This window comes from Mycobacterium riyadhense, from assembly GCF_963853645.1.
In the GTDB taxonomy this organism is placed as follows: Bacteria; Actinomycetota; Actinomycetes; order Mycobacteriales; family Mycobacteriaceae; genus Mycobacterium; species Mycobacterium riyadhense.
Map to the genome: position 1 here is coordinate 621,499 of NZ_OY970456.1, position 20,964 is coordinate 642,462.

Annotated in this window: 18 protein-coding genes and 1 pseudogene; 9 read left to right on the forward strand and 10 right to left on the reverse strand. The window is 65.8% G+C overall.

Features of this window, described 5'->3' with window-relative positions:
* Positions 1–140: 140 nt before the first annotated feature.
* From AADZ78_RS02695 to AADZ78_RS28890, 5 genes and pseudogenes are all read left to right on the forward strand, one after another.
* The gene (locus AADZ78_RS02695) at positions 141–2,381 is read left to right on the forward strand and encodes an IniB N-terminal domain-containing protein (RefSeq protein WP_139828800.1); all 2,241 of its coding nucleotides are present in this window, start codon (positions 141–143) and stop codon (positions 2,379–2,381) included.
* A 105-nt stretch (positions 2,382–2,486) separates the two neighbouring features.
* Positions 2,487–4,307 carry an isoniazid-induced dynamin-like GTPase IniA gene (gene iniA / locus AADZ78_RS02700; protein ID WP_085251307.1) on the forward strand — a complete coding sequence of 607 codons (1,821 nt, stop codon included), beginning with the start codon at positions 2,487–2,489 and terminating at the stop codon, positions 4,305–4,307.
* Positions 4,304–5,785 (forward strand): isoniazid-induced dynamin-like GTPase IniC, encoded by a 1,482-nt coding sequence (gene iniC / locus AADZ78_RS02705; RefSeq protein WP_085251306.1) that lies wholly within the window; start codon positions 4,304–4,306, stop codon positions 5,783–5,785. The genes iniA and iniC overlap by 4 nt, the downstream gene beginning before the upstream one ends.
* A 699-nt stretch (positions 5,786–6,484) precedes the next feature.
* Complete coding sequence (locus AADZ78_RS02710; protein ID WP_204080099.1) at positions 6,485–7,708, forward strand: IS110 family transposase; 1,224 nt, start codon at positions 6,485–6,487, stop codon at positions 7,706–7,708.
* 576 nt (positions 7,709–8,284) lie between these two features.
* A pseudogene (locus tag AADZ78_RS28890) lies at positions 8,285–8,407 on the forward strand (hypothetical protein); the annotation flags it as partial.
* 24 nt (positions 8,408–8,431) lie between these two features.
* Here the strand turns inward: AADZ78_RS28890 and AADZ78_RS02715 are convergent.
* Positions 8,432–10,288, reverse strand: a complete 1,857-nt coding sequence (locus AADZ78_RS02715; RefSeq protein WP_085252162.1) for an Hsp70 family protein — start codon at positions 10,286–10,288, stop codon at positions 8,432–8,434.
* An 86-nt stretch (positions 10,289–10,374) separates the two neighbouring features.
* Here AADZ78_RS02715 and AADZ78_RS02720 point away from each other — a divergent pair, with 86 nt between their 5' ends.
* A complete protein-coding gene (locus tag AADZ78_RS02720; RefSeq protein WP_204903485.1) occupies positions 10,375–10,644 on the forward strand; it encodes a hypothetical protein in 270 nt (89 codons plus the stop codon).
* A gap of 258 nt (positions 10,645–10,902) precedes the next feature.
* On the opposite strand, the gene AADZ78_RS02725 is transcribed toward AADZ78_RS02720, so the two are convergent.
* The 6 genes from AADZ78_RS02725 to AADZ78_RS02750 form a co-directional block, all read right to left on the reverse strand.
* Positions 10,903–11,445 carry a hypothetical protein gene (locus AADZ78_RS02725; RefSeq protein WP_085252161.1) on the reverse strand — a complete coding sequence of 181 codons (543 nt, stop codon included), beginning with the start codon at positions 11,443–11,445 and terminating at the stop codon, positions 10,903–10,905.
* Between the two features lie 31 nt (positions 11,446–11,476).
* The gene (locus tag AADZ78_RS02730) at positions 11,477–11,773 is read right to left on the reverse strand and encodes a hypothetical protein (RefSeq protein ID WP_204804454.1); all 297 of its coding nucleotides are present in this window, start codon (positions 11,771–11,773) and stop codon (positions 11,477–11,479) included.
* 303 nt (positions 11,774–12,076) lie between these two features.
* Positions 12,077–12,631, reverse strand: a complete 555-nt coding sequence (locus AADZ78_RS02735; protein ID WP_085252160.1) for a hypothetical protein — start codon at positions 12,629–12,631, stop codon at positions 12,077–12,079.
* Positions 12,632–12,735: 104 nt separating this feature from the next.
* The gene (locus AADZ78_RS02740) at positions 12,736–13,218 is read right to left on the reverse strand and encodes a (2Fe-2S)-binding protein (RefSeq protein WP_085252159.1); all 483 of its coding nucleotides are present in this window, start codon (positions 13,216–13,218) and stop codon (positions 12,736–12,738) included.
* Positions 13,211–14,098: an FAD binding domain-containing protein gene (locus AADZ78_RS02745; protein ID WP_085252158.1), complete on the reverse strand. Its 888-nt coding sequence runs from the start codon at positions 14,096–14,098 to the stop codon at positions 13,211–13,213. The genes AADZ78_RS02740 and AADZ78_RS02745 overlap by 8 nt, the downstream gene beginning before the upstream one ends.
* The gene (locus AADZ78_RS02750) at positions 14,095–16,425 is read right to left on the reverse strand and encodes a xanthine dehydrogenase family protein molybdopterin-binding subunit (RefSeq protein ID WP_085252157.1); all 2,331 of its coding nucleotides are present in this window, start codon (positions 16,423–16,425) and stop codon (positions 14,095–14,097) included. Before AADZ78_RS02750 ends, AADZ78_RS02745 begins: the two co-directional genes overlap by 4 nt.
* A gap of 52 nt (positions 16,426–16,477) precedes the next feature.
* Between AADZ78_RS02750 and AADZ78_RS02755 the strand changes: the two genes are divergently transcribed.
* Positions 16,478–17,059 carry a nucleotidyltransferase family protein gene (locus AADZ78_RS02755; RefSeq protein WP_239655271.1) on the forward strand — a complete coding sequence of 194 codons (582 nt, stop codon included), beginning with the start codon at positions 16,478–16,480 and terminating at the stop codon, positions 17,057–17,059.
* Here AADZ78_RS02755 and AADZ78_RS02760 read toward each other — a convergent pair.
* From AADZ78_RS02760 to AADZ78_RS02770, 3 genes are all read right to left on the reverse strand, one after another.
* On the reverse strand, positions 16,998–17,552 hold the full coding sequence (locus AADZ78_RS02760; protein ID WP_085252155.1) for a PadR family transcriptional regulator: 555 nt from the start codon (positions 17,550–17,552) through the stop codon (positions 16,998–17,000). The two genes, AADZ78_RS02755 and AADZ78_RS02760, sit on opposite strands and share 62 nt — an antisense overlap.
* Before the next feature lie 171 nt (positions 17,553–17,723).
* On the reverse strand, positions 17,724–19,181 hold the full coding sequence (locus AADZ78_RS02765; RefSeq protein WP_085252154.1) for an amino acid permease: 1,458 nt from the start codon (positions 19,179–19,181) through the stop codon (positions 17,724–17,726).
* Positions 19,182–19,260: 79 nt separating this feature from the next.
* Positions 19,261–19,716, reverse strand: coding sequence for a nuclear transport factor 2 family protein (locus AADZ78_RS02770; protein ID WP_085252153.1), 456 nt, complete (start codon positions 19,714–19,716; stop codon positions 19,261–19,263).
* Between the two features lie 17 nt (positions 19,717–19,733).
* On the opposite strand from AADZ78_RS02770, the gene AADZ78_RS02775 reads away from it, so the two are divergent.
* Entirely contained in the window at positions 19,734–20,480 is a 747-nt protein-coding gene (locus AADZ78_RS02775) for an alpha/beta fold hydrolase (RefSeq protein WP_085252152.1), read from the forward strand.
* Positions 20,481–20,482: 2 nt separating this feature from the next.
* A complete protein-coding gene (locus tag AADZ78_RS02780) occupies positions 20,483–20,932 on the forward strand; it encodes a hypothetical protein (RefSeq protein WP_139828921.1) in 450 nt (149 codons plus the stop codon).
* The last annotated feature ends 32 nt before the right edge of the window (positions 20,933–20,964 follow it).

A 20,964-nucleotide genomic window follows, 5' to 3' on the forward strand; every position in this document is an offset into this window, starting at 1 on the left:
CCCGTCGACCCCTGTGGGGACTCGACGGGCTGGGGGATCAGACCCCGATTCCGGGAGGGGTCGGAATCCATAGCGTTTATGGCACAGGGCCGGTCCAAATCGGCGAAGAGCTTCACACATTTGATTGAAGGGGAACGAAGATGACCTCGCTTGTCGACTACATCCTGAGCCTGTTTCGCAGTGAAGAGGCGGCGCGGTCTTTCGTCGCGTCTCCTGGGCAGGCCATGACCAGTGCCGGGCTGATCAACATCTCGCCGACGCAACTCTCGTCGGTGGCAGCCAGCACGGTGCCCGGGCTGGCGCTCCCGGCCGACGACCCCATCGGTGGTCTGCGGCAAGCGGTGTCCAACCAGTTCGGCTTCGCTCCGGCATCGGATGCGGTCTTCGCTGCTGACCCCGGCTTCGTTTCTGAGCCGGCTTTCGCGGCCGCTAGTTATGCCCCTGCGCTTGTCGCTCAGGACGCCGGCGTTGTCGCGAGCGACGCCGGACTCGTCGCGGCCGACGTTGGCGCCGGCCTGGGCTTGCAGACCGGCGTGGGCGGGTTCATGCCGAGCTTTGCTTTCGTTCAGCCAACCGGTGGCTTCGGTACTCAGGTGGGTCTGGGTGCTCAGGCGAGCCTGGGTTTGAGTGTCGGCTTTGAGGCCGAAATCGGCGCTCAGATTGGTGCTGGCGTGGGGGTTGGCGTTGGTGGTCAGACGGGTCTGGGCGCTGGGCTCGGCTTTGGCATCGGTGGTCAAGCCGCCGTTGGCGCTCAGGTCGGCGGTGGCTTCGGTCTTGGCGTCGGCGGCCAGACAGGTCTGGGCGTGGGTCTCGGTGGCCAGGCCGGGATTGGTGGCGCCATCGGCGGTCAGGCCGGTGTTGACGTGGGTGGTCAGGCCGGGATTGTTGGCGGCGCTGGGCTTGGTCTCGGTGGTGGCATCGCTGGCCAGGCCGGGATTGGTGGCGCCATCGGCGGTCAGGCCGGTGTTGGCCTGGGTGGCCAAGCCGGCCTCGGTATCGGTGGCCAGGCCGGCGCAGCAATCGGTGGTAGCGCAGGCGGTCAGGCCGGCATCGTTGCTCGTGCGGTCGGCAACGGCCAGATCGGTGTCGGTGGGCAGGCCGGCGGTGCTGTTGGTGGCCAGGCCGGTGTGGGTCTTGGTGGCCAGGCCGCAATCGGCGGCGGCGCAGGGCTCGGTGCTCAAGCCGGTATCGGCGCCGCAGGCCAGGCCGGTCTTGCCGGCCAAGCGGGCCTGGCAGGCCAAGCGGGTCTTGCCGGCCAGGCGGGTCTGGCGGGCCAGGCGGGTCTGGCCGGACAAGCAGGTCTTGCCGGACAAGCGGGCCTGGCAGGCCAAGCCGGTCTCGCCAGCCAAGCCGGCCTTGCCGCCGGTAGTTCGGCCGGTATCGCTAGCCAGGCGAGTCTCGGCGTTAGCAGCCAGGCGGCCTTGGGCGGTCAGGCCGGTGTTGCGTCCGGCGGTGGGCTGGCGGGTGTCGGCAATGTCAGCGGCATGACCGGCGTCGGCGGCAACGCGGCACTCGGTGCCGGTGCAGGCGCCGGTGCAAGCGGCCAAGCCGGCTTGATCGCCAGCGAAGGCGCCGCGCTGAATGGCGCCGCTACCCCGCACGTGGCTGGACCGCTAGGCGGCGTGGGCGTGGGCGTGGGCGGTCAGGCCGGTGCGGCCGGCGGCGCGGGCCTGGGCATCGGCGGCAACGCGCTGGGCGGCCAACCGGCCCCGACACCCCAACCGGCAACCGTTGGCGCTGCGGGCGGAGCTGGCGCCGGAGCCCAGACGGGTGCCGGGGGCGTTGCGGCCGCCGGAGCCGGCGGTGGCACCGTGGCTGGTGGCGCTGGCGGACCCGGTGGACCGGCCGGACCTGGCGCACACGGCGGCGGCGCGCTGACTGGCGGAGCCGGCGCCGGGACGCACGGCGACATCCTCACCCATGACGGCACCACGCTCGGAACCGGTGGCGTCGCCGGCGGTGGCGTCGCCGGCGGTGGCGGTGTGACCCCCGGCGAGTACGCGCCAACGGTTCCCCCGGTCGGCCACGGTCCTGTCATCCAAACCGGCGGCGGTACCGGTGCCGGCGGCCAGGTGACTCCTCCGTCACACGGTCCCGTCATACAGACACCTGGCGGCGCTCCGGGTCATGGTGGCGCCAACCCGCCGGTGATCAATGCGCCGGCGCCACACGTCGCGACGCCTGCACCGGCTCATCCGGCTCCTACTCCGGCCGAGCATGTACCGGTATTCACGCCACAGCAGCACGTGCCGGTCGAGCAGCCAACCCATCACGAGCCGCCGAGCCCCTCTGTGTTCGGGCATGAGCCACCGGTGCCGCACACGCCGCCGGCGCACATCGAACCGCCGTCGTACGGTCCGGCCGACCACTACGGGTTCTGATTCGAGGGCCCGATGCCAAAACCGGCGGGGACCTCCGTGGTCCCCGCCGGTTTATCCGCATACCGTGATCTGAAGTGCAAGCGATCGAGAAAGTGGGGCAGCACGGTGACTCAACCGGGTGACCCGCGCCGAGTCGGCGTGATCGTCGAGTTGATCGATCACACCATCGCGATTGCCGAACTCAACGAACGTGGTGATCTAGTGCGGCGGTTGGCCAGAGCGCGCGAGCGGATCATCGACCCGCACATCCGGGTGGTGATCGCCGGCCAGCTCAAACAGGGCAAGAGCCAGCTGATCAACTCGTTGCTGAACATGCCGGTCGCGCGAGTAGGTGACGACGAAGCCACCGTGGTGATCACCGTCGTTAGCTATGGTGCCCAGCCGTCGGCTCGAATTGTGCTGGCCGCAGGGCCCAACGGCGAGACCGCAACTGTGGACATCCCGGTCGACGACATCAACACAGACCTGCGCAGCGCTCCGCAGGCCCGCGGGCGTGAAGTGCTGCGTCTCGAGGTCAGTGCACCGAGCCCGCTGCTGCAGGGCGGATTAACGTTCATCGATACCCCGGGCGTGGGTGGCCACGGGCAACCCCACCTGTCGGCGACGCTGGGACTGCTACCCGACGCCGACGCCATTTTGATGGTCAGCGACACCAGCCAGGAGTTCACCGAACCCGAGATGTGGTTCCTGCGCAAAGCACACCAGATCTGTTCGGTCGGCGTGGTCGTCGCCACCAAAACCGACCTGTATCCGCACTGGCGCGAAATCGTCAACGCCAATGCCGCACACCTGCAGCGCGCTCGGGTATCGATGCCGATCATCGGAGTGTCATCGTTGTTGCGCAGTCACGCCGTCACGCTCAACGACAAAGAACTCAATGAGGAATCCAACTTCCCGGAGATCGTCAAGTTTCTCAGCGAGAAGGTGCTGTCCCGCGAGACCGACCTGGTGCGTGACGCGGTGCTCGACGAAATCCGTTCGGCAGCAGAGCAATTAGCGTTATCAGTAGGTTCGGAGCTGTCGGTCGTCAACGATCCCGGGCTGCGTGAGCGGCTCACCGACGATTTGGAGCGGCGCAAGCAAGAAGCCCAGGATGCGATGCACCAGACCGCGCTTTGGCAGCAAGTGCTCAACGACGGCTTCACCGACGTGAGTACGGATGTGGATCACGACCTGCGCGCGCGCTTTCGCGCCGTCACCGAAGACGCTGAGCACCAAATCGATTCGTGCGATCCGACGCAGCATTGGGCTGAGATCGGCGCCGACGTGGAGGATGCCATCGCCACCGCCGTCGGCGACAACTTCGTGTGGGCTTACCAGCGCGCCGAGGCATTGGCTGACGACGTCGCCCGCAGCTTCGCCGATGCGGGCCTGGACTCGGTGATGTCGCCCAAGCTGAGTGCACGCGATATGGGTGGTGATTTCGGCCGTCTCAAGGCCCTGGCCCGGCTGGAGTCCAAGCCGCAGGGCAAGGGACAGAAGGTAGTCACCGGCATGCGGGGTTCCTATGGCGGCGTGGTGATGATCGGCATGTTGTCGTCGGTGGCCGGGCTGGGCCTGTTCAACCCGCTGTCGGTGGGGGCCGGGCTGATACTCGGCCGCATGGCATACAAGGAGGAAAAGCAGCACCGGCTACTGCGGGTGCGCGCCGAGGCCAAGACCAACGTGCGCCGCTTCGTCGACGACATCTCGTTCGTGGTCGGTAAGGAATCTCGCGACCGGCTCAAGATGATCCAGCGCACGATCCGCGACCACTACCGCGGTCTCGCCAACGAGATCACCCGGTCGCTCAACGAGTCACTGCAGTCCATGATCACCGCAGCGCATCTGGAAGAAGCCCAGCGCGACACCAGGATTCGTGAACTCGATCGACAGTTGGACATTCTGAACCAGGTCATAGACAACCTGGACAAGTTGGCGCCGTGAGCACTAGCGATCGGGTTCGCGCGATTCTGGGCGGGACCATCGAGGCCTACCGGGGCGAGCCGACCTACCGCCAACGCCAAGACGTCTTTCACGAACTGGATCGCATCGGTGCGCGCCTTGCCGAACCGATCCGCATTGCACTAGCCGGCACGCTCAAGGCCGGAAAGTCCACGTTGCTCAATGCGCTGGTCGGCGACGACATCGCCCCCACCGACGCGACTGAGGCCACCCGCATCGTGACCTGGTTCCGGCACGGCCCCACCCCGAAGGTCACCGCCAATCATCGCGGCGGCCGGCGCTCGAACGTGCCGATCACCCATGACCGGGGGCTGTCCTTCGACTTGCGCAGGATCAACCCCGCCGACGTGGTGGACCTCGACGTCGAGTGGCCCGCCGAAGAGTTGGCCAACGCCACCATCATCGACACCCCGGGAACCTCGTCGTTGACACGCGATGCATCCGAGCGCACGTTGCGGTTGTTGGTGCCCGACGACGGGGTGCCGCGGGTGGATGCGGTGGTGTTCCTGTTGCGTACCCTCAACGCCGCCGACATCGCGCTGCTCAAACAGATCGGAGAGCTGGTGGGCGGTTCGGCGGGAGCGCTGGGCATCATCGGTGTGGCGTCCCGCGCGGACGAGATAGGCGCTGGCCGCATCGACGCGATGCTGTCGGCTAAGGACGTGGCCAAGCGGTTCACCAGCGAGATGGACCAGACCGGCATCTGTCAGGCGGTGCTGCCGGTGTCCGGATTGCTCGCATTGACCGCACGGACCTTGCGTCAGAGCGAGTTTGCCGCATTGCGCAAACTCGCCGGTGCCGACAACGCCGACGTCAACAAGGCGCTGCTGAGCGTGGACCGTTTCGTCCGGCCGGACAGTCCGTTGCCGGTGGACGCGGGAACCCGCGCGCAATTGCTGGAGCGGTTCGGCATGTTCGGCATCAGAATCTCGATCGCGGTGCTGGCAGCGGGTGTCAGCGACGCGGCGGGGCTGTCCACCGAACTACTGGAGCGCAGCGGGCTGACGGCGCTGCGCGACGTGATCGACCAACAGTTCGCGCAGCGCGCCGACATGCTCAAGGCGCACACCGCGCTGGTGTCACTGCGCCGGTTCGTCGAGGCGCACCCGGTCATGGCAACGCCGTACGTCATCGCCGATATCGACCCGCTGCTGGCCGACACCCACGCCTTCGTAGAACTTCGGCTGCTGAGCCAGTTACGGTCGAGGACAACGACTTTCAACGAGGAAGAAATCGCGTCGCTGCGGCGTCTCCTCGGCGCATCGGGGACGAATCCGGCCGCGCGGCTCGGCCTGACCACCGAGGATCCTCAAGAGGGTCCGCGTGCCGCTTTCGCAGCGGCGCAACGTTGGCGCCGTCGTGCCGAGCATCCGCTCAACGACCCGTTCACCAGCGGGGCCTGCCGTGCCGCGGTGCGCAGTGCCGAAGCGCTGGTGGCGGAGTTCGCCGCGCGTCGCTGACGCGTCAGGCCCGCGGAGCGGGCGCTGGCACGGGAGGGGCGGTGGTGGGCGTGACCAGCGCAGCCGTCGTCGTCGGCGGCTGTTGAGTGGTCGTCGGTGGCGCGGTGGTCGTCACCTGATACCCGACTTGGCTCACGGTTCGCAGTTCGGCATCGCTGGAGCCCGCTGACTTGTGAGTCTGCTTCGGGACGCGTCGAGCGTTGCGCACTAAACCCAGACCTGCGGCGCGGCTGCTGGAGTCTTCCTGGTGGGCCGGTCGCTCAAGCGCACCTGGACGCGAAGATAGCGAATCGGGGCTACGCCGAACTGCGGTGGCGCGCACCAGGACTCAAAATTTGGCGCGAGGTTGTGCTCTGGCTGTCTGTATTGCTCTGTAGTCACATCTGAAACTCTGGCCTGTGCCGGAGGCTATGGTCTCGCTGCCCACCTAATGGGAATGGATCGGCTGTAGTCGTTGACCGTGCTTTATGGATGGTCATCGGCGAGGCTGATTGGTGAGCCGCCGGCCGGTGAGCACTATTGCCCACCAGGAACGATTGATTCCTTCGGCGTAGACCGTTGCCCCGGTCCGGTCGTGGGTCAGTTGTAGCGCTACTGGGATGTTGTGCCATGCGAGCACTGGACCATTAGGCCGCAGCCGGGTGGCTTCAGGCTCGAACAAAGAGTAGTTCGATCCAGTGAGGAGAAGGTGGTGAGGTGATGTTGTTTGTTGGCGATGACTGGGCCCAAGACCATCACGACGTGTATCTGATGGACGAGGCTGGCGCACGTTTGGCCGCAACGCGATTACCTGAGGGGTTGACCGGGATCGGGCAGTTCCACGAGTTGCTCGCCGAGCATGCCGACGATCCCGGCGAGGTGATCATCGGGATCGAGACCGACCGCGGCATGTGGGTGGGTGCGCTGGTCGCGGCCGGTTATCAGGTGTACGCGGTCAATCCGAGGTCGGTGGCCCGGTACCGGGACCGCCATGGGGTTTCGGGCGCGAAATCCGACGCCGCTGATGCGAAGTTACTGGCCGATCTGGTCCGCACCGACCGCCACAACCACCGCCCACTCAGCGCCGATAGTTCGCAGGGCGACGCGATCCAGGTGCTGGCCCGTGCCCATCAGGGCCTGATCTGGACGCGGGCGCGCCAGTCGGCCACACTGCGCGCCAACTTGTTGCAGTACTATCCGGCGGCCCTAGAAGCGTTGCCCAGTCTGGGCGACCGGGATCGCGACCGCGACGCGCTGGCAGTGCTGGGCCGAGCTCCCACCCCCACACAAGGTGCCCGGTTGAGTCTTAGCAAAATCGGATCGGCGCTTAAAGCCGGTGGGCGCCAACGCAACATCGACGAACGCGCTCGCCAGATCCAAGCGGCCCTGCGCACCGAGCAACTGGCCGCCCCCGAGGCCGTCACACAGGCCTGCGGCGCCATCACCAGCGCCACGGTCAACGTGCTGATCGAACTCACCGATCAGATCAGCCAGTTGGAAACCACGCTGGCTGAGCATTGTGAAAAGCACCCGGACGCCGACATCTACCGCTCCCTGCCAGGACTTGGTGTCATCCTCAGCGCCCGGGTGCTCGGTGAGTTCGGGGACGCCCCGAACCGCTACACCACCGCCAAGTCTCGCAAAAACTACGCCGGCACATCACCGTTGACCGTCGCGTCGGGAAGACAAAAACTCGTGCGGGCCCGCTACGTCCGCAACGACCGCCTCTACGACGCCATCGACCGCTGGGCGTTCGCCGCCCTGCAATGCAGTCCCGGTGTGCGCGCCTACTACGACCAACACCGCGCCGCCGGCGACACCCACCACCAAGCCCTACGGGCCTTGGGTAACCGCCTCGTGGGCATCCTGCACGGTTGCCTACGTCACCAAACCCTCTACAACGAAGACACCGCCTGGGCCCACCGACAACTCACCGCCGCTTGACTCTTCCAACGTACCCGCGACAACTGGGGTTTCTGCAGGTCATTCCCGAAGCAGAGGGCCGCGCGGTCAAGACCCCACGGCTGCGTTTGTTTTTGCTTGTTTTGAAGCTTCCTGGTCCTGGCTGGGCGGCGTCGAAGTCGGCGTCGGGGTCAAGGTTCGGGCGCAGCCCGACCGCGTAGCGGCCGTAGGGCCTTGACGGCGGCGCCGTTCGGCGCATGCTGTTCAGGGCAAGGGAGATCGAGATCGCTTGTGCTGCTTTCGGCTTGGGGTTGACGATATTGGTCGTTGACGCTCTTCAGTGCCCGGTTTGCCGGGTTGCGGCCCAAACCGACAACCCACCGCCGCTTGACTCTTCCAACGCTGGGATGTCTACCCGCGACAACTCGGTTTGTGCAGGTCAACGCCCACCTCGGGACCCGCACGGCCACCACCAACGTGGGCACAACACCGCAGCTCAGGCGGTTGTCGCTGCAAGCCGGGCGCATCGGGTGGTCCACCGGGCGCAGCGACACATGTGACTGTTGTGACGCTGCGATGTGCCCGATTTATGGTGCGCACCAATTTAAGCCAAGACAGAAAGAGGGTCCGCGAGCCGCTATCGCAGCGGCGCAACGTTGGCGCCGTCGCGCCGAGCATCCGGTCAACGACCCGTTCACCAGCGGGGCCTGCCGTGCCGCGGTGCGCAGCGCCGAAGCACTGAGTTCGCCGCGCGTCGCTGACGCGTCAGGCCCCCGGAGCGGGCGCTGGCACGGGAGGGGCGGTGGTGGGCGTGACCGGCGCAGCCGTCGTCGTCGGCGGCTGTTGAGTGGTCGTCGGTGGCGCGGTGGTCGTCACCTGCGACGTCGTGGTAGGTGGCGGTGTCGTGGTCGGCTGGGTGGTCGTGGTGGTCGGCGGCGGGGTCGTCGTCGTGGTCGTGGTGGCTGCCGTGGTCGTAGTAGTGGTGGTGGGTGGCCGCGTGGTGGTCGTGGTGACCGGCGGCGCCGTGGTGGTGACCGGCGGCGGGGTGATCACCGTGACAGTGGGGCTGTTGTTCGGCCCAATCACGGTCGTGGTGATGGGCGGGGGCGCCGGTTGAGGCGGCGAGGTGGTATTGACGGGCTTGCTACTGAGTGGGCCCAGGGTCAGCCCCAACACGACGGCCACCAATATCGCCAGGCCCGCTGCCGCCAGGCTGAAGACCACGGCCGCGCGTTTGTACCACGGCAACGGTTCGGGCTCGCCCGGGTAACGGTCCTCGTCGGGGTGATCCAATCCCGGCGGGTAACCGGCAGTAGGTGCGTAACCGGCAGTAACGGTGTCACGGCCATAGTCGTTGGGGCCGGTGTATGGGACCGGTTCGTTGCCGGTGCCGGCGTCTTCGGACCAGGCCAGGGCACGGTAGGTCGCCGATCCGCCGTCGTCGGAGGCTGATTCGCCGGCGGCCGCAGCGGCAGCTTGGGTAGCCCATGCCGTCGGGGATGCTTCGGTCTGGGCGCCGGGAGCGCCGACGATGCTGGTCGGGGCCTCGACAGCGGGGCCCGCGCCGGTAGGGACGCCCGCCGCCGATCGCTCCGCGCCGAGCACCGTCGCGCCGACGGCGGCGCTCAACATCGGTTGCGCGCTGGCAACAACAGGCACCTGCAACCGCTCCGAAAGTCGCGCGGTGATCAACGGGATGCTGGCTCCGCCGCCGACGCTGACGACTGCGCTGAGGCTGGTCCGCGGAATTCCATTGCGCTGCAGTATGTCTTCGACGGCAGTGATGAATCGTTCCAATGGACCCGAGATCAGTTGCTCAAACTCGCTGCGCGTAACCCGAAGATCCGCAGCCGAATCCGGCAGCCCGATCGCGCCCGTCGGAATGGTGGCCACGGTCGTGGCTGAGAGTTGTTCCTTGGCGCGTCGGCATCCGCCGAGTAGCCGGGTCACCGACCCCATCCGGGTCGCGGTGCCGGAAACGTCGGTGGCGTCAACACCGGGAGCGACGGCAAGAAGGTGATTAAGGAGGCCCTGGTCGATATCGTCGCCGGAGAGTTCCCGGTACCGGATGGTGGGTCCAATCTGCTCCAAGTTAGACCCGGCGTTGGCCAGCGTGACGCTGGTGCCGCCAGCGCCGAAGTCGCACAACGCGACGACGCCGTCACTCGGGAACCCGGGTTGGGCTCCCAGCCCTGCGAGCGCGGCCGCGGCGTCGGAGATCAACATCGGCGCACCGTCGGGCGCTAACGTCGGCTGGGTTTGCAACGCCTGGCGCAGCGCCGCAACCTGACCTTCCGACCAGTAGGCGGGAACCGCGATGGTGACCGGTGTCCCGTAGCCGACGGTGCGCGCCATCGCGTCGAGCGCAGCGACCGTCAGCGCCGCGCCGGGGTGCTTGGTACCGTCGGCAGCCACCAGCGGAGCCTGGTCTCCGACCCGCTCGACAAATCCGCGCAGCACCAGGCCAGGCTCATTCAGGTTCGGGTTCTCTTCTGGCAGACCGACTTCGGCTGCTCGGTGGTCGAATAGCGTCAATACCGATCCGCGCTGCACCGGGTTGCTACCCGTTCGAGCGGCGACCAGGTTGGCCGCCCCGATCGACAACCCGAGCGACTCGCTCATGTATCGCATTCCCCCGTGTTCGTGGCTTCGCTGATCGGTCGGCGGTCGTTCCCCACCATAGCGGCGGTCAAAGACCCGGCCGCAGATTGATCACGGTAGGCACCGAGGGCGGCATTATCTGTGACGGCAGCGTCGGCAAAGCCCCGGGCGCTGGGGAATTGGTGGTCGTCGGCGTCGTCGTGGTGGTTGTGGTGGTCGGCGATGTCGTCGTGGTGGTTGTGGTTGTGGTTGTGGTTGTGGTTGTGGTGGTGGTGGTGGTCGGTCTAGTGGTGGTCGTCGGTGAGGTGGTGGTGGTCGTGGTGGTCGTGATGACCGACGTGGGAGACGGGCCATGCACGAGCTCGACGATGCCGTAAACAATCACCGCGATCAGAGCGGCGATGAGCACACCCCAACCGACCAAGGCCAGGGGTTTGGCCCATCCGGGAGTGGGCTCGGGCTCTGGCGGTCGTCCATATCCGCCCTGGTTGCCGCCGTTGCCGAAGTCGCCATCGGCGGACGGATCGTTGGTGCCATAGTCCGGCGGGTCGTACCTTGCCACGGCCGCCGATGCTAGTTGCTAGGAGCAAACGACCACCCCAGCCACGCTGGCCCGTTGCCGATCGGTGACCCGGCTACGGAAGGTTGGGTGGCAGTGTGATCGTCGTCGGAACCCCCGGAAGGGTGATCACCGACGGCAGCGGCGGCAACGGCGGCAGCGGCGGCAGATGTGGGTGATGGGGCGGCGGGGCCTGCGTCGTCTGGCGCGGTGGCTGGACCGGGGGGTTGGTGGCAGGCGGAGCGGTCGTGGCCGGCGGGACGGTGGTTGTCGGCGGAGGGGTGGTGGTAGTGATCGGCGTGGTGGTGGTGCTGGTAACGGGGGGCGTCGTGGTATGGGGCGTGCGGCCGGTGCCTTGGTTTTCACCGATCAGCTGGACGATGCCGTAAATGATCAGCGCGATCAGGATCGCGACGACCAGCGACCAGCCAATGAGCGGCACGGGTTTGCGGTACCAGGGCTTGAACTCGGTCTCTGGGTGGTACGGCTCGAACTGGTCAGTCGGAAATTGTGACAACTCGTCGGGGGGCGGACCCGGCGGCGGATAGCCGCCCCTGCCTAAGGGAGCATGTTGCGTCTGCGCGCTGTTGACGTCTTCGGGTGGGCCATAACGTGCCACGGCACCGATGGTACTGACGCCACCAGCGGGTCTAAATCGAGTCGGAATCCTCACTGGTTTGCACAGACAAGGTCGGCCACGAACATCGGTGCCACAGGCGCAGGCGCTTAAGGTTCGACCGCGCCTGCTCAGCGCCGAAGGGAAGCGCGACACGATCGACCGAGCTGTGCACCCGTTCCATGCATGACCGCACCGCCGCGTCCGCACGCCGCGCACCGATCCCCCAGGATTTTGCCTCAGCGTTCAGATCATCGATATCGATGGCGTCAATACTCGTCTTACCGTTGATCACATGATCTGTGCTCTTGAATGCGGCATCCAGGTACATCAGCGGGGAGCCTTGACCCCAAACGGGCTACCTCGCTGGTGCTTTCGTACTTGGCCTGAGGATCCAGACCCAACGCTTGACGGAAATCTTTCTGATGCAGCCGCTGACCCTCGGCGCTTCGGTCCTAACGGGTGACGACAATAGCCTCGCGCTCGGCCATGTCGTACACCAGCGGAGCAGAATGATGCAAATCTTGATCATATGACCAAAGACCTGCGCATGCTCAATATTTTGATCATGCATTGCTAGAAGGTCGAATGATCTAAATATGCAGCACCGCTACGGCGAGGCGCCCGTGGGCGCTCAGAACGTATCGACCTTCTCGATGCTGACGAACATGCCGTGACCGGTGCCGTTGTTCTGGAAGCGGGTGCCTTCCTTGGTGGCGACGATGGTCCAGCCCTGCGCGTCGTAGGTCTTGTAGTCGATGGCGACGGTGGGGATGGCGCCGAGGTTGCCGAGGATCCACTGCACGGAGCCGGCGGCGGTGATGTGGACGCCGTTGGCGTGCTCGCCGTCCTTTATGGGGGAGTTGGTGAATGGGGCTTCGCAGCCGACGCTGTCCTTGTTGATCTGGCAGCGCGTCTGGCCGGATTTGGTCTCGATGAAGACGTAACCATTCTCGTCGGGCGGGAGCGGAATGGCACCCTCCGGCGCGGTGGGACTTGCCGGCGTTGTCGGTGGCGCCGGGCCGGCAGTTGGCGGCGGCGACTTAGTTGGCTGCGACGTCGGGAACGAGGGCTCGGTCGGTCCCGCCCCCGGCGAGGCGACTGGTCTGCCGTCGATGGTGGTGCTGCATCCGGCAACTAGCACAGCACCGGCCAGCAGGACCCACCGTGCTTTTGGCAACAACCGCACGCGTTACTCCCCAAAATCTGAAATATCAAAAGGTCAGACTACGCATGAGGCGGCGCAAGGTAGGAGCAGGGACGCACTTTTGAAATGTCGCCGATGACAAAGTGTTACTGCGTCATCCGCACCTGTTCCGAGGCCCGGCGAACCGCGGCGACGATCCCCTGGTAGCCGGTACATCGGCAAAAGTTGCCGGACAGCCCCTCGCGTATCTCCTCGTCGGTGGGATCCGGGTGATCGCGCAACAAGGCGGTAATGGACATGACGAAGCCTGGGGTGCAGAAGCCACATTGCAGGCCATGGCACTCCCGCAGCGCCGATTGAACCGCGGACAGTTCACCGCTGGGCGAGGCGATACCTTCGACCGTCGTCACCCCCATGTCGTCGGCTTGCACCGCGAACAGCAGGCACGCGCGCACGGCATCGCCATCCACCAGCACCGTGCAAGCGCCGCATGCCCCGTGTTCGCAGCCGAGGTGGGTGCCGGTGAGTCCACACTTGTCCCGCAGGAAGTCCGCCAGCGTCATACGTGGTTCGACGCTGGCCGCCATGGGAGTTCCGTTGACCGTCAACCGGACTGGTCGTTCATGCATGGATTGCCCCCATGGTTGCTTCGTTGACGGCTTGGGTCCACGCGCGCGCCGTCATGGCGGCACCCACCCGAGCACGGTATGCCGCCGACCCTTGCAGGTCTGTCGGAATATCGTCGAGTCCCGCCATGGCGGCCCGTCCGATCTCCGCAGGCTCCAGGTCGCCGACGAACTTGCCGATCACCGCCGCCTCGGCTGTGATTGCCCGCTTGGGCGTGGCGCCCAGCCCCAACAGCCCTATCGCGCAGCGGGATATCCGCTCAGTGTCATCGAGCTCGAGCGCAACGACCGAGCCGGCGATCGCATAATCGCCGTGGCGGCGCGCGAATTCGTGCACCGCAAAGCCGGATCTGCTGTTCCACTGCGGGAATCGGACCCCGGTGAGTACCTCATCGGGCTCCATGGTGGTTTCCCACAGGCCGGCGAAGAAGTCCGAGGCGGTGATCTCGCGTCGCCCCCGCGGCGACAGCACCTCCATCATTGCGTCCAGCGTGAGCGCAACCACCGGGTACTCGCCCGCAGCATCGGCGTGCGCGATCGATCCGCCGAGGGTGCCTCGGTTGCGGATCTGGAAGTGCCCGATATAGGGCGTGACTCGGGTCAGCAGCGGAACCGCCTCGCGGACTTGGTCATTGCCGCCCACTTTGGCTTCGGTGGTTCCCGCGCCGATCCACAGCTGGTCGCCCCGGCGCTCGATGCCCTGCAGTTCGCCCAGCCGCGAGATGTCGATGAGGTGGTCGAAGAACGCCAGTCGCATCGACAGCATCGGTACCAGGCTCTGCCCGCCGGCCAGGATCTTGGCATCTTCGCCCAGCTCGGCCAGCAGGCCGACGGCTTCCTCGATGGTGTCGGGGCGGTGGTAGTCGAACGACGCGGGCTTCACCGCTGTCCCTCATCGAGTAAGGCGACGATCGAAGCCGGGCTGGCTGGCAGCCGGGTGATGGTCACGCCCAGCGGCGCCAGCGCGTCGTTGATCGCGTTGATCACTGCGGGCACCGAACCGATGGCCCCGCCTTCGCCGACACCCTTGTATCCGCCAGGCCCCGGCCCGGGTATCTCAATGTGGCCATATTCGATCGGTGGCACCTCGGTGGCCGTCGGCAGCAGATAGTCGACGAAGGTGGTGGCCAGCGGGTTGCCGTCGTCGTCGTAAACGAGGTTTTCCATCAATGCGCCACCGATGCCCTGAACCGTCCCGCCGGCGATCTGGCCCTCCACGACGGCCGGGTTGATCATGGGCCCGACGTCTTCGCTGACGATGTAGCGCGACAGCGTGACTTTGCCTGTCTCCGTCTCGACTTCGCAGGTGCAGGCGTGGGTGGCGTTGGCCCACAGGATCGGCGCCTTGGTGACGTAGCGAGCAGAAACCTCCAGCACGGGCGATATGTCCGGCGGAAGTTGTTGGGGCTGGTAATACGCCACGTAGGCCAGCTCACCGAAACTCACCGTCTTCGACGGGTCATCCCGCACCATGGCCGTTGAATGCGCCAGTTCCACTTCGGATTCGGCCACTTTGAGGTGGTGCGCGGCCAGCGCCACGATCTTGTTGCGCAGGATGCTCCCCGCCTCGTTGACGGCTCCGGCGGTCATCGGGCCGCTGCGGCTGCCCTGCGTCCCGGCGCCGTACGGCGTGACCGCGGTGTCGCCCTGGATGGTGGACACATCGTCGATGTCGGCGCCAAGCGCATCGGCGGTCAGTTGAATGACAGTGGTTTCCAAGCTGTTCCCGCTCGACCCGCCGTTGACGTAGACGTTGATCTTGCCCGTCGGCTCCATCCGCATGACGGCGCCTTCGGTGGCCAGGTGGCCGGTCGCGGCTCCCGTCGGCTCGATGTACGCCGAGAACCCGAGGCCGAGGTAGCGCCCCTGCGCCAGCGCTTCGCGCTGTTCTTTCCGAAACCCTTCGTGGTCAAGGATTTTCACGGCCTGCTCGAACGTCTCGATCGGAGCTACATGGTCGTAGGGTATGCCGTTGGGGTTGAAGTAGGGCATCTCGTCGCGGCGTAACAGATTGCGCCGGCGCAGCTCCACCGGATCGATTCCCATCTTGCGCGCGGCGATGTCGAGCAGGATTTCGCGCGCCAGCGTTTCGAACTGCCAGGGCCCTCGGTAGGCGGCTAGGCCGCTGGTGTTGGAAAAAACCGTCTTGTAGTTGAAGCTGGCCTTCGGCACCCGATAAGGCCCCGGGAAGAACAGGCCAATGGCGGCGCTGGTCAACACCGGGTAGGGGGTCGGATAGGCGCCGACGTCCTGGGTGTAGTCGATGTCGACTGCCCGCAATAGGCCGTCGCCGCCCAAAGCCATTCGCGCCGTGCCGGTTACATGGCGGGCCTGACCGGCCGACATCAGGTTCTCGCGCCGGTCCTCGATCCACTTCAGCGCCGCGGGCACCTTGCGGGCGGCCAGCATGATGCACATGTCTTCGCGCATCGGCACGACCTTTTGGCCGAAGCCGCCACCGGTGTCGCGCATGATGACCCGAACACGTTGTGCGGCAATGCCTAACAGGCGCGCGCAAAACGCACGAAGCTCGTGGGGCGTCTGCGTTGATGCCCAGAGGGTGAGTTCCTCGGTAGCCGACGCCCACTCGACGACCAGGCCGCGGGTCTCGATCGGCACCGGCACATAGATCTGTTGGTAGATGTTCTCCTTGACGACACAGGGAGACGTCGCGAATACCTCCTCGTCCGGCAGCGCGCCGGCCATCCCGCCCGCGACGTTCTTCGGATAGCTGTCGTGCACCAGCACATCCGAGGACTGCGCTCGGGTGAAGTCGGTGATCGCCGGCAGGGGTTCGTAGTCGACGTCAACCAGTTCGATCGCGTCCTCGGCGACGTACCGGCTCTCGGCTATCACCAGCGCTACCGGATCCCCGACGAACTTTGCCTCGCCCTGGGCCAGCGGCGGCCGCGGCGTGTCCGGCACGTCCTTGCCCGCTACGGCGTGCCAGGCCTCCCTGACATCCGGGTTGAGGTCGTCGGCGGTGAACACCGCATGCACGCCGGGTAGCGCCAGTGCGGCGGAGGGGTCGATGCCGTTGATTCGGGCGCGGGCAAAGGGACTGCGCACAAAGCAGGCATGCAGCATGCCGGGGCGGGTGAGGTCGTCGACGAAGCCGCCGCGGCCGGTCAATAGCCGGCCGTCTTCGACCCGCGGGACGCGGGCGCCGGCATACCGGGGCGAGACGGCCCCCCGCACGTCCTGAGTCATCGTGCTCCATCCCGTTGTCGCCTGGCGAGAAGCTCAATGTCATCATATGAGAGTGTCGTTATCGGAGTCGATAGTTGTCGGCGTCTTACTGGCCGCGGGCGCCGGCCGCCGGTATGGCAAGCCGAAGGTGCTGGTCGAGGGCTGGCTGGACGCCGCGGTGAGCGCGTTGCGCGACGGCGGCTGCGCCGATGTCATTGTGGTGCTCGGTGCCGCCGAGATTCCGGCCCCATCGGGTGTCATTGCGATCACCGCGCCGGACTGGCAGCAGGGTCTTAGCGCCTCGGTTCGTGCCGGTTTGGCCGAGGCGAAACGCCGAAATGCGGACTACGCCGCCTTGCACGTGATTGATACTCCCGACGTCGACGCCAAGGTGGTTGCTCGGGTCGTTGACCGCGCATTTACATCCCGCAGCGGTCTGGCGCGGGCATACTTCGGCGACCGGCCGGGCCATCCGGTGGTCATCGCGCGCGAGCATTGGCCCGACGTGCTGGTCCGGATTCGCGGGGATCAGGGTGCGGCCGCATACCTACGCAGTGCCCCCGGTGTCGAGGCTGTGGAATGTGCGGACCTGGCTAGCGGTCGCGACGTCGACGAGCCGGGCTCTGCCGGGCGCGCCGGTTCATGCCGTCGATAACCCAGTTGGCCCAATCGATTTCATGCTGGGTCCAACGCAGACCCTGCTCCAGAACCGCTCGGGCGAAGAAGGCGTCGTCATCTTCGGACCAGTCGTAGGACTCCAGGATCTCCCGGTAGTGGGCGTGCTCCCGCTCGGATAGCGACCGCAGTGACTGCAGGTACTCCTGCGCCTGGCTGGCCGTGAGCTGGCCAAGGAGGAGGACACGCAGCATCGCGGCGTTGCGAATCGGCGGATCGTCCTGCGGAGAGGTCATCCACCGATATAGCTCGGCGCGTCCGGCGTCGGTGATCGCGTATTCCTTGCGCCCGCGCGGCCCGATGTCGGACACCTTAATGAGCCCCGCGTCAGCCAGCTTGTTGAGCTCGCCGTAAAGCTGGCTCTGCGTGGCAGGCCACACGTTGTCCATCGACAGCTTGAACTTTTTCAGCAGGTCGTATCCGCTAGCGGGTTCCTGCGACAGCAGTCCCAGGGCGGCATGACGAAGGCTCACCAGACCAGCTTACCCTCCATAGTTGACATGTCGCTATTGATATACCAATATCGACATGTCAGAGTTGAAATGTAAGTCGTCGATGGGAGTTGCGATGACCAAGACCGATGCTGCAATCACGGATAGTGTCGACTACCGGGTGTGAGCTCGACCAGCCCGGCGGCGGCGACCTCAATCCACCACTTCCGCCGACGGGGCGACCGCGACGTGCCCGAGGTCTTGAGCGGCGGCCACCACGCGATGGCGGACCAGATACCAGCCACCGATAAGTGCGGGGACGCCGATCACCAGCGCGCCGAACATCCAGGGGCCGTGTTGTTTATCGAAGAACATCAGGACCAGCACGCCCACCAGGAAGGCCAGCGTGAGGTAACCGCTGTAGGGCGCGAGCGGCATCCGGAACGTCGGCCGCTTCAACTGCCCGGCCTTCACCAGTTGGTGGAATCTGAGTTGGCAGGCCACGATCGTCCCCCAAGCCACGATGACTCCGGTCGCGGCGATGTGCAGGACGATCTCGAATGCTTGGCTCGGTTTGATGGCATTGAGCACGATGCCGAAAAGACCGATCCCGGCGGTCAGTAAGATCCCGCCGTACGGCACGCCGTTCTTGGACATGGGCGCCGTGAACTTCGGGCCGCTGCCGTTGATCGCCATCGACCGGAGAATCCGGCCGGTGGAATAGAGTCCGGCGTTCAGGCTCGACAGGGCTGCGGTCAGCACCACGAGGTTCATCAGGCTGCCGCCCCCGGCAAACCCGACCTTGGAGAAGAACGTCACGAACGGGCTCACGTGTTCGCGATAGGCGGTGTAGGGCAGCAGCAGCGCCAGCAGCACGGTCGACCCGATGTAGAAGACCGCGATGCGGAAAACCACCGAGTTGATTGCACGTGGCATGATCCGCTCCGGATCGGCCGTTTCCCCGGCCGCGATGCCGACCAACTCGATCGCGGCATAGGCAAACACCACACCCGACGTGACGAGTACCAGGGGCAGCAGGCCGCTCGGCAAGAGCCCGCCATGGCTGCTCCACAGCGACACCCCGGTCGCCTGACCGTCGACCTTGAAGCGTCCGGCCAGAAAGATTGTCCCGACGATCAGGAACGTCACCAACGCCAGCACCTTGATCAAGGCGGCCCAGAATTCCAGCTCGCCGAAGAGCTTGACCGAGATCAGGTTCATCGACAGCACTACCATGAGTGCGATCAACGCGAGGGTCCATTGCGGAATGACTTGGAACGTTTTCCAGTAGTGGCAGTAGTGCGCGATCGCGGTGGTATCGACGATTCCGGTCATCGCCCAGTTGAGGAAGTACATCCAACCCGCGGCGAAAGCTACTTTCTCGCCGAAGAATTCGCGCGCATAGGACACGAACGACCCCGAGGACGGGCGGTGCAGTACGAGTTCGCCGAGCGCACGCAGGATCAGAAAGACGAAGACGCCGCAGATTCCATAGACCAAGAACAAGCCCGGCCCCGCCGACGCAAGTCGTCCGCCGGCGCCCAGGAAGAGTCCGGTTCCGATGGCCCCGCCCAGGGCAATCATCTGCAGTTGACGGTTCTTGAGGGCCTTGTGATAGCCGGTGTCTTCGCGGCCGAGCCGCTCGGCGGCGATGTCTAGCGGTGGCCCCAATTTGGTGAGCTCCTATCGCCCGAGAAACGACTGGCTGTCAGGCTATCGCACCGACTGCAACGGGCGCGCCTGCGATCACTCAATCAAGCGCGGCGGACAGGGCCTTAGCGTCAGGCAAGACTCGTTCTTCTACGAGCTTGCCCCATGCGGTGCGGGTGAACTGGACGCCGCGGTAGACCAACTTGCCGTCGCGTCGCGCGGCGTAGCGGGTGGCGATCCGAGTCGACCACGGGCCGCCTTCGATGAGCATCTCTTCCACTTCAAAACGCAGGCCTGGGAGACGACGGAAGAACACGTTACGTAGCCAGCGGCGCATTTCGTCGGCGCCGTGCAGCTCTGTCGCCAGCGGGTGGTCACCGAGGTAGACAAAGTGGACGTCGTTGGCGATTGGGATCTCATCGATTCGCTGATCTGACAGCCGGTCCCATAGGGCCAGGGCCCGTTTGCGAACAAACCAGCGATAGAGCATCTCTCCGAGCATATCCGGGTGAATGCGGCGCGAAGCGGGAACTTGCAAGGGTGTTGGAAAGATCATCTCCGTACCGTCGAACCATGTCGATCCGAATGCACGTCCACCGGTGGGGGCATGGGCCCCGCGTGGTCCTGGTGCACGGCGCGGTCCTCGGCGGACGAGAGGCCTGGCGTGCCCAACGGCCCCTCGCCCAAAGGTGGACCCTGTTGGCGCCGGATCGGCCGGGCCATGGCGGGTCGCCACCGGCGCGTCAGGACTTCGAATCGGAAGCAGCGCTGCTCGCCGAACAGCTATTGGATGAACCAGCGCACCTGGTCGGAATGTCGTACGGCGCGATTGTCGCGATGTATGCCGCCGCGCGAAGGGTCAACACCGTGTCGTCGCTCGCCGTGATCGAGCCACCGGCAACGGCTGTGGCGCGCGGCGTTGCGGCCGTCGACGCGTACGGAGCTGCTGTTCGTGAGATTCTGGGCGAGATCGACGCGGATCCCGAGGACGCACTACATCGATTCCTGCGGTGCGTCGGTGCTTGGACAGTTGTCAGCGATCCGACTCCGCCCGTGTTGATCAGGGGGATTCGGCAGTTGCTTGGGGCCCGGCCCCCCGACGAAGCACAGCCACCACTGCAGGAACTGGCGAACGCGCAATTCCCGACGCTGGTTGTCTCCGGCGGGCATATGCAAGCAAATGAGGTCATCTGTGACACGATTGCCGAACGTATCGGCGCCGCAAGAGCCATTGTGTGCGGCAAGGGCCACCTCGTTCCCGAGACCGGCCAGCCGTTTAACGACGTGCTGGACGAGTTCATGCGCAACGCCCACAGGTGACGATGAAAGCTATTCTGTTGGCGTGTTGTTCTGCCCGGTTCTCGGCCCGGCAGAGATCTGTCGACGACGTATCCGTCGATCTGGGGGGCGCCAAGATGGGCGAGCGCAACTACATCCTGACCGAGGCCGCCGCAGACGCGGAAAATGCGCGCCTTACGTTACTCGAGCAGCTCTTCGACCCGGCAACCATTCGCAGGCTGGAGCGCCTGGACATCGCCGCGGGGGTCGGCCTGGAATTAGCCGGCGGCGAAATTGACTGCGGGATAGCGCGATCCGGCGAACCCGCCTTCGAATTCGAAAGGCGCACCGCCGAAGCCGCGGCACCAGCCCTCATCGCCGCCGGCCTCATGACCGAGGCAGAAGATCGACGTGCACGCGCGGTGCGGTCGGCACCGGCGACCGTGATCAATACCTGGTCACTGGTCGCCGCCTGGGGCCGTCGACCGAACTGACTGGCGCGCAATCGGCCCAAGCCTGGCTGCGG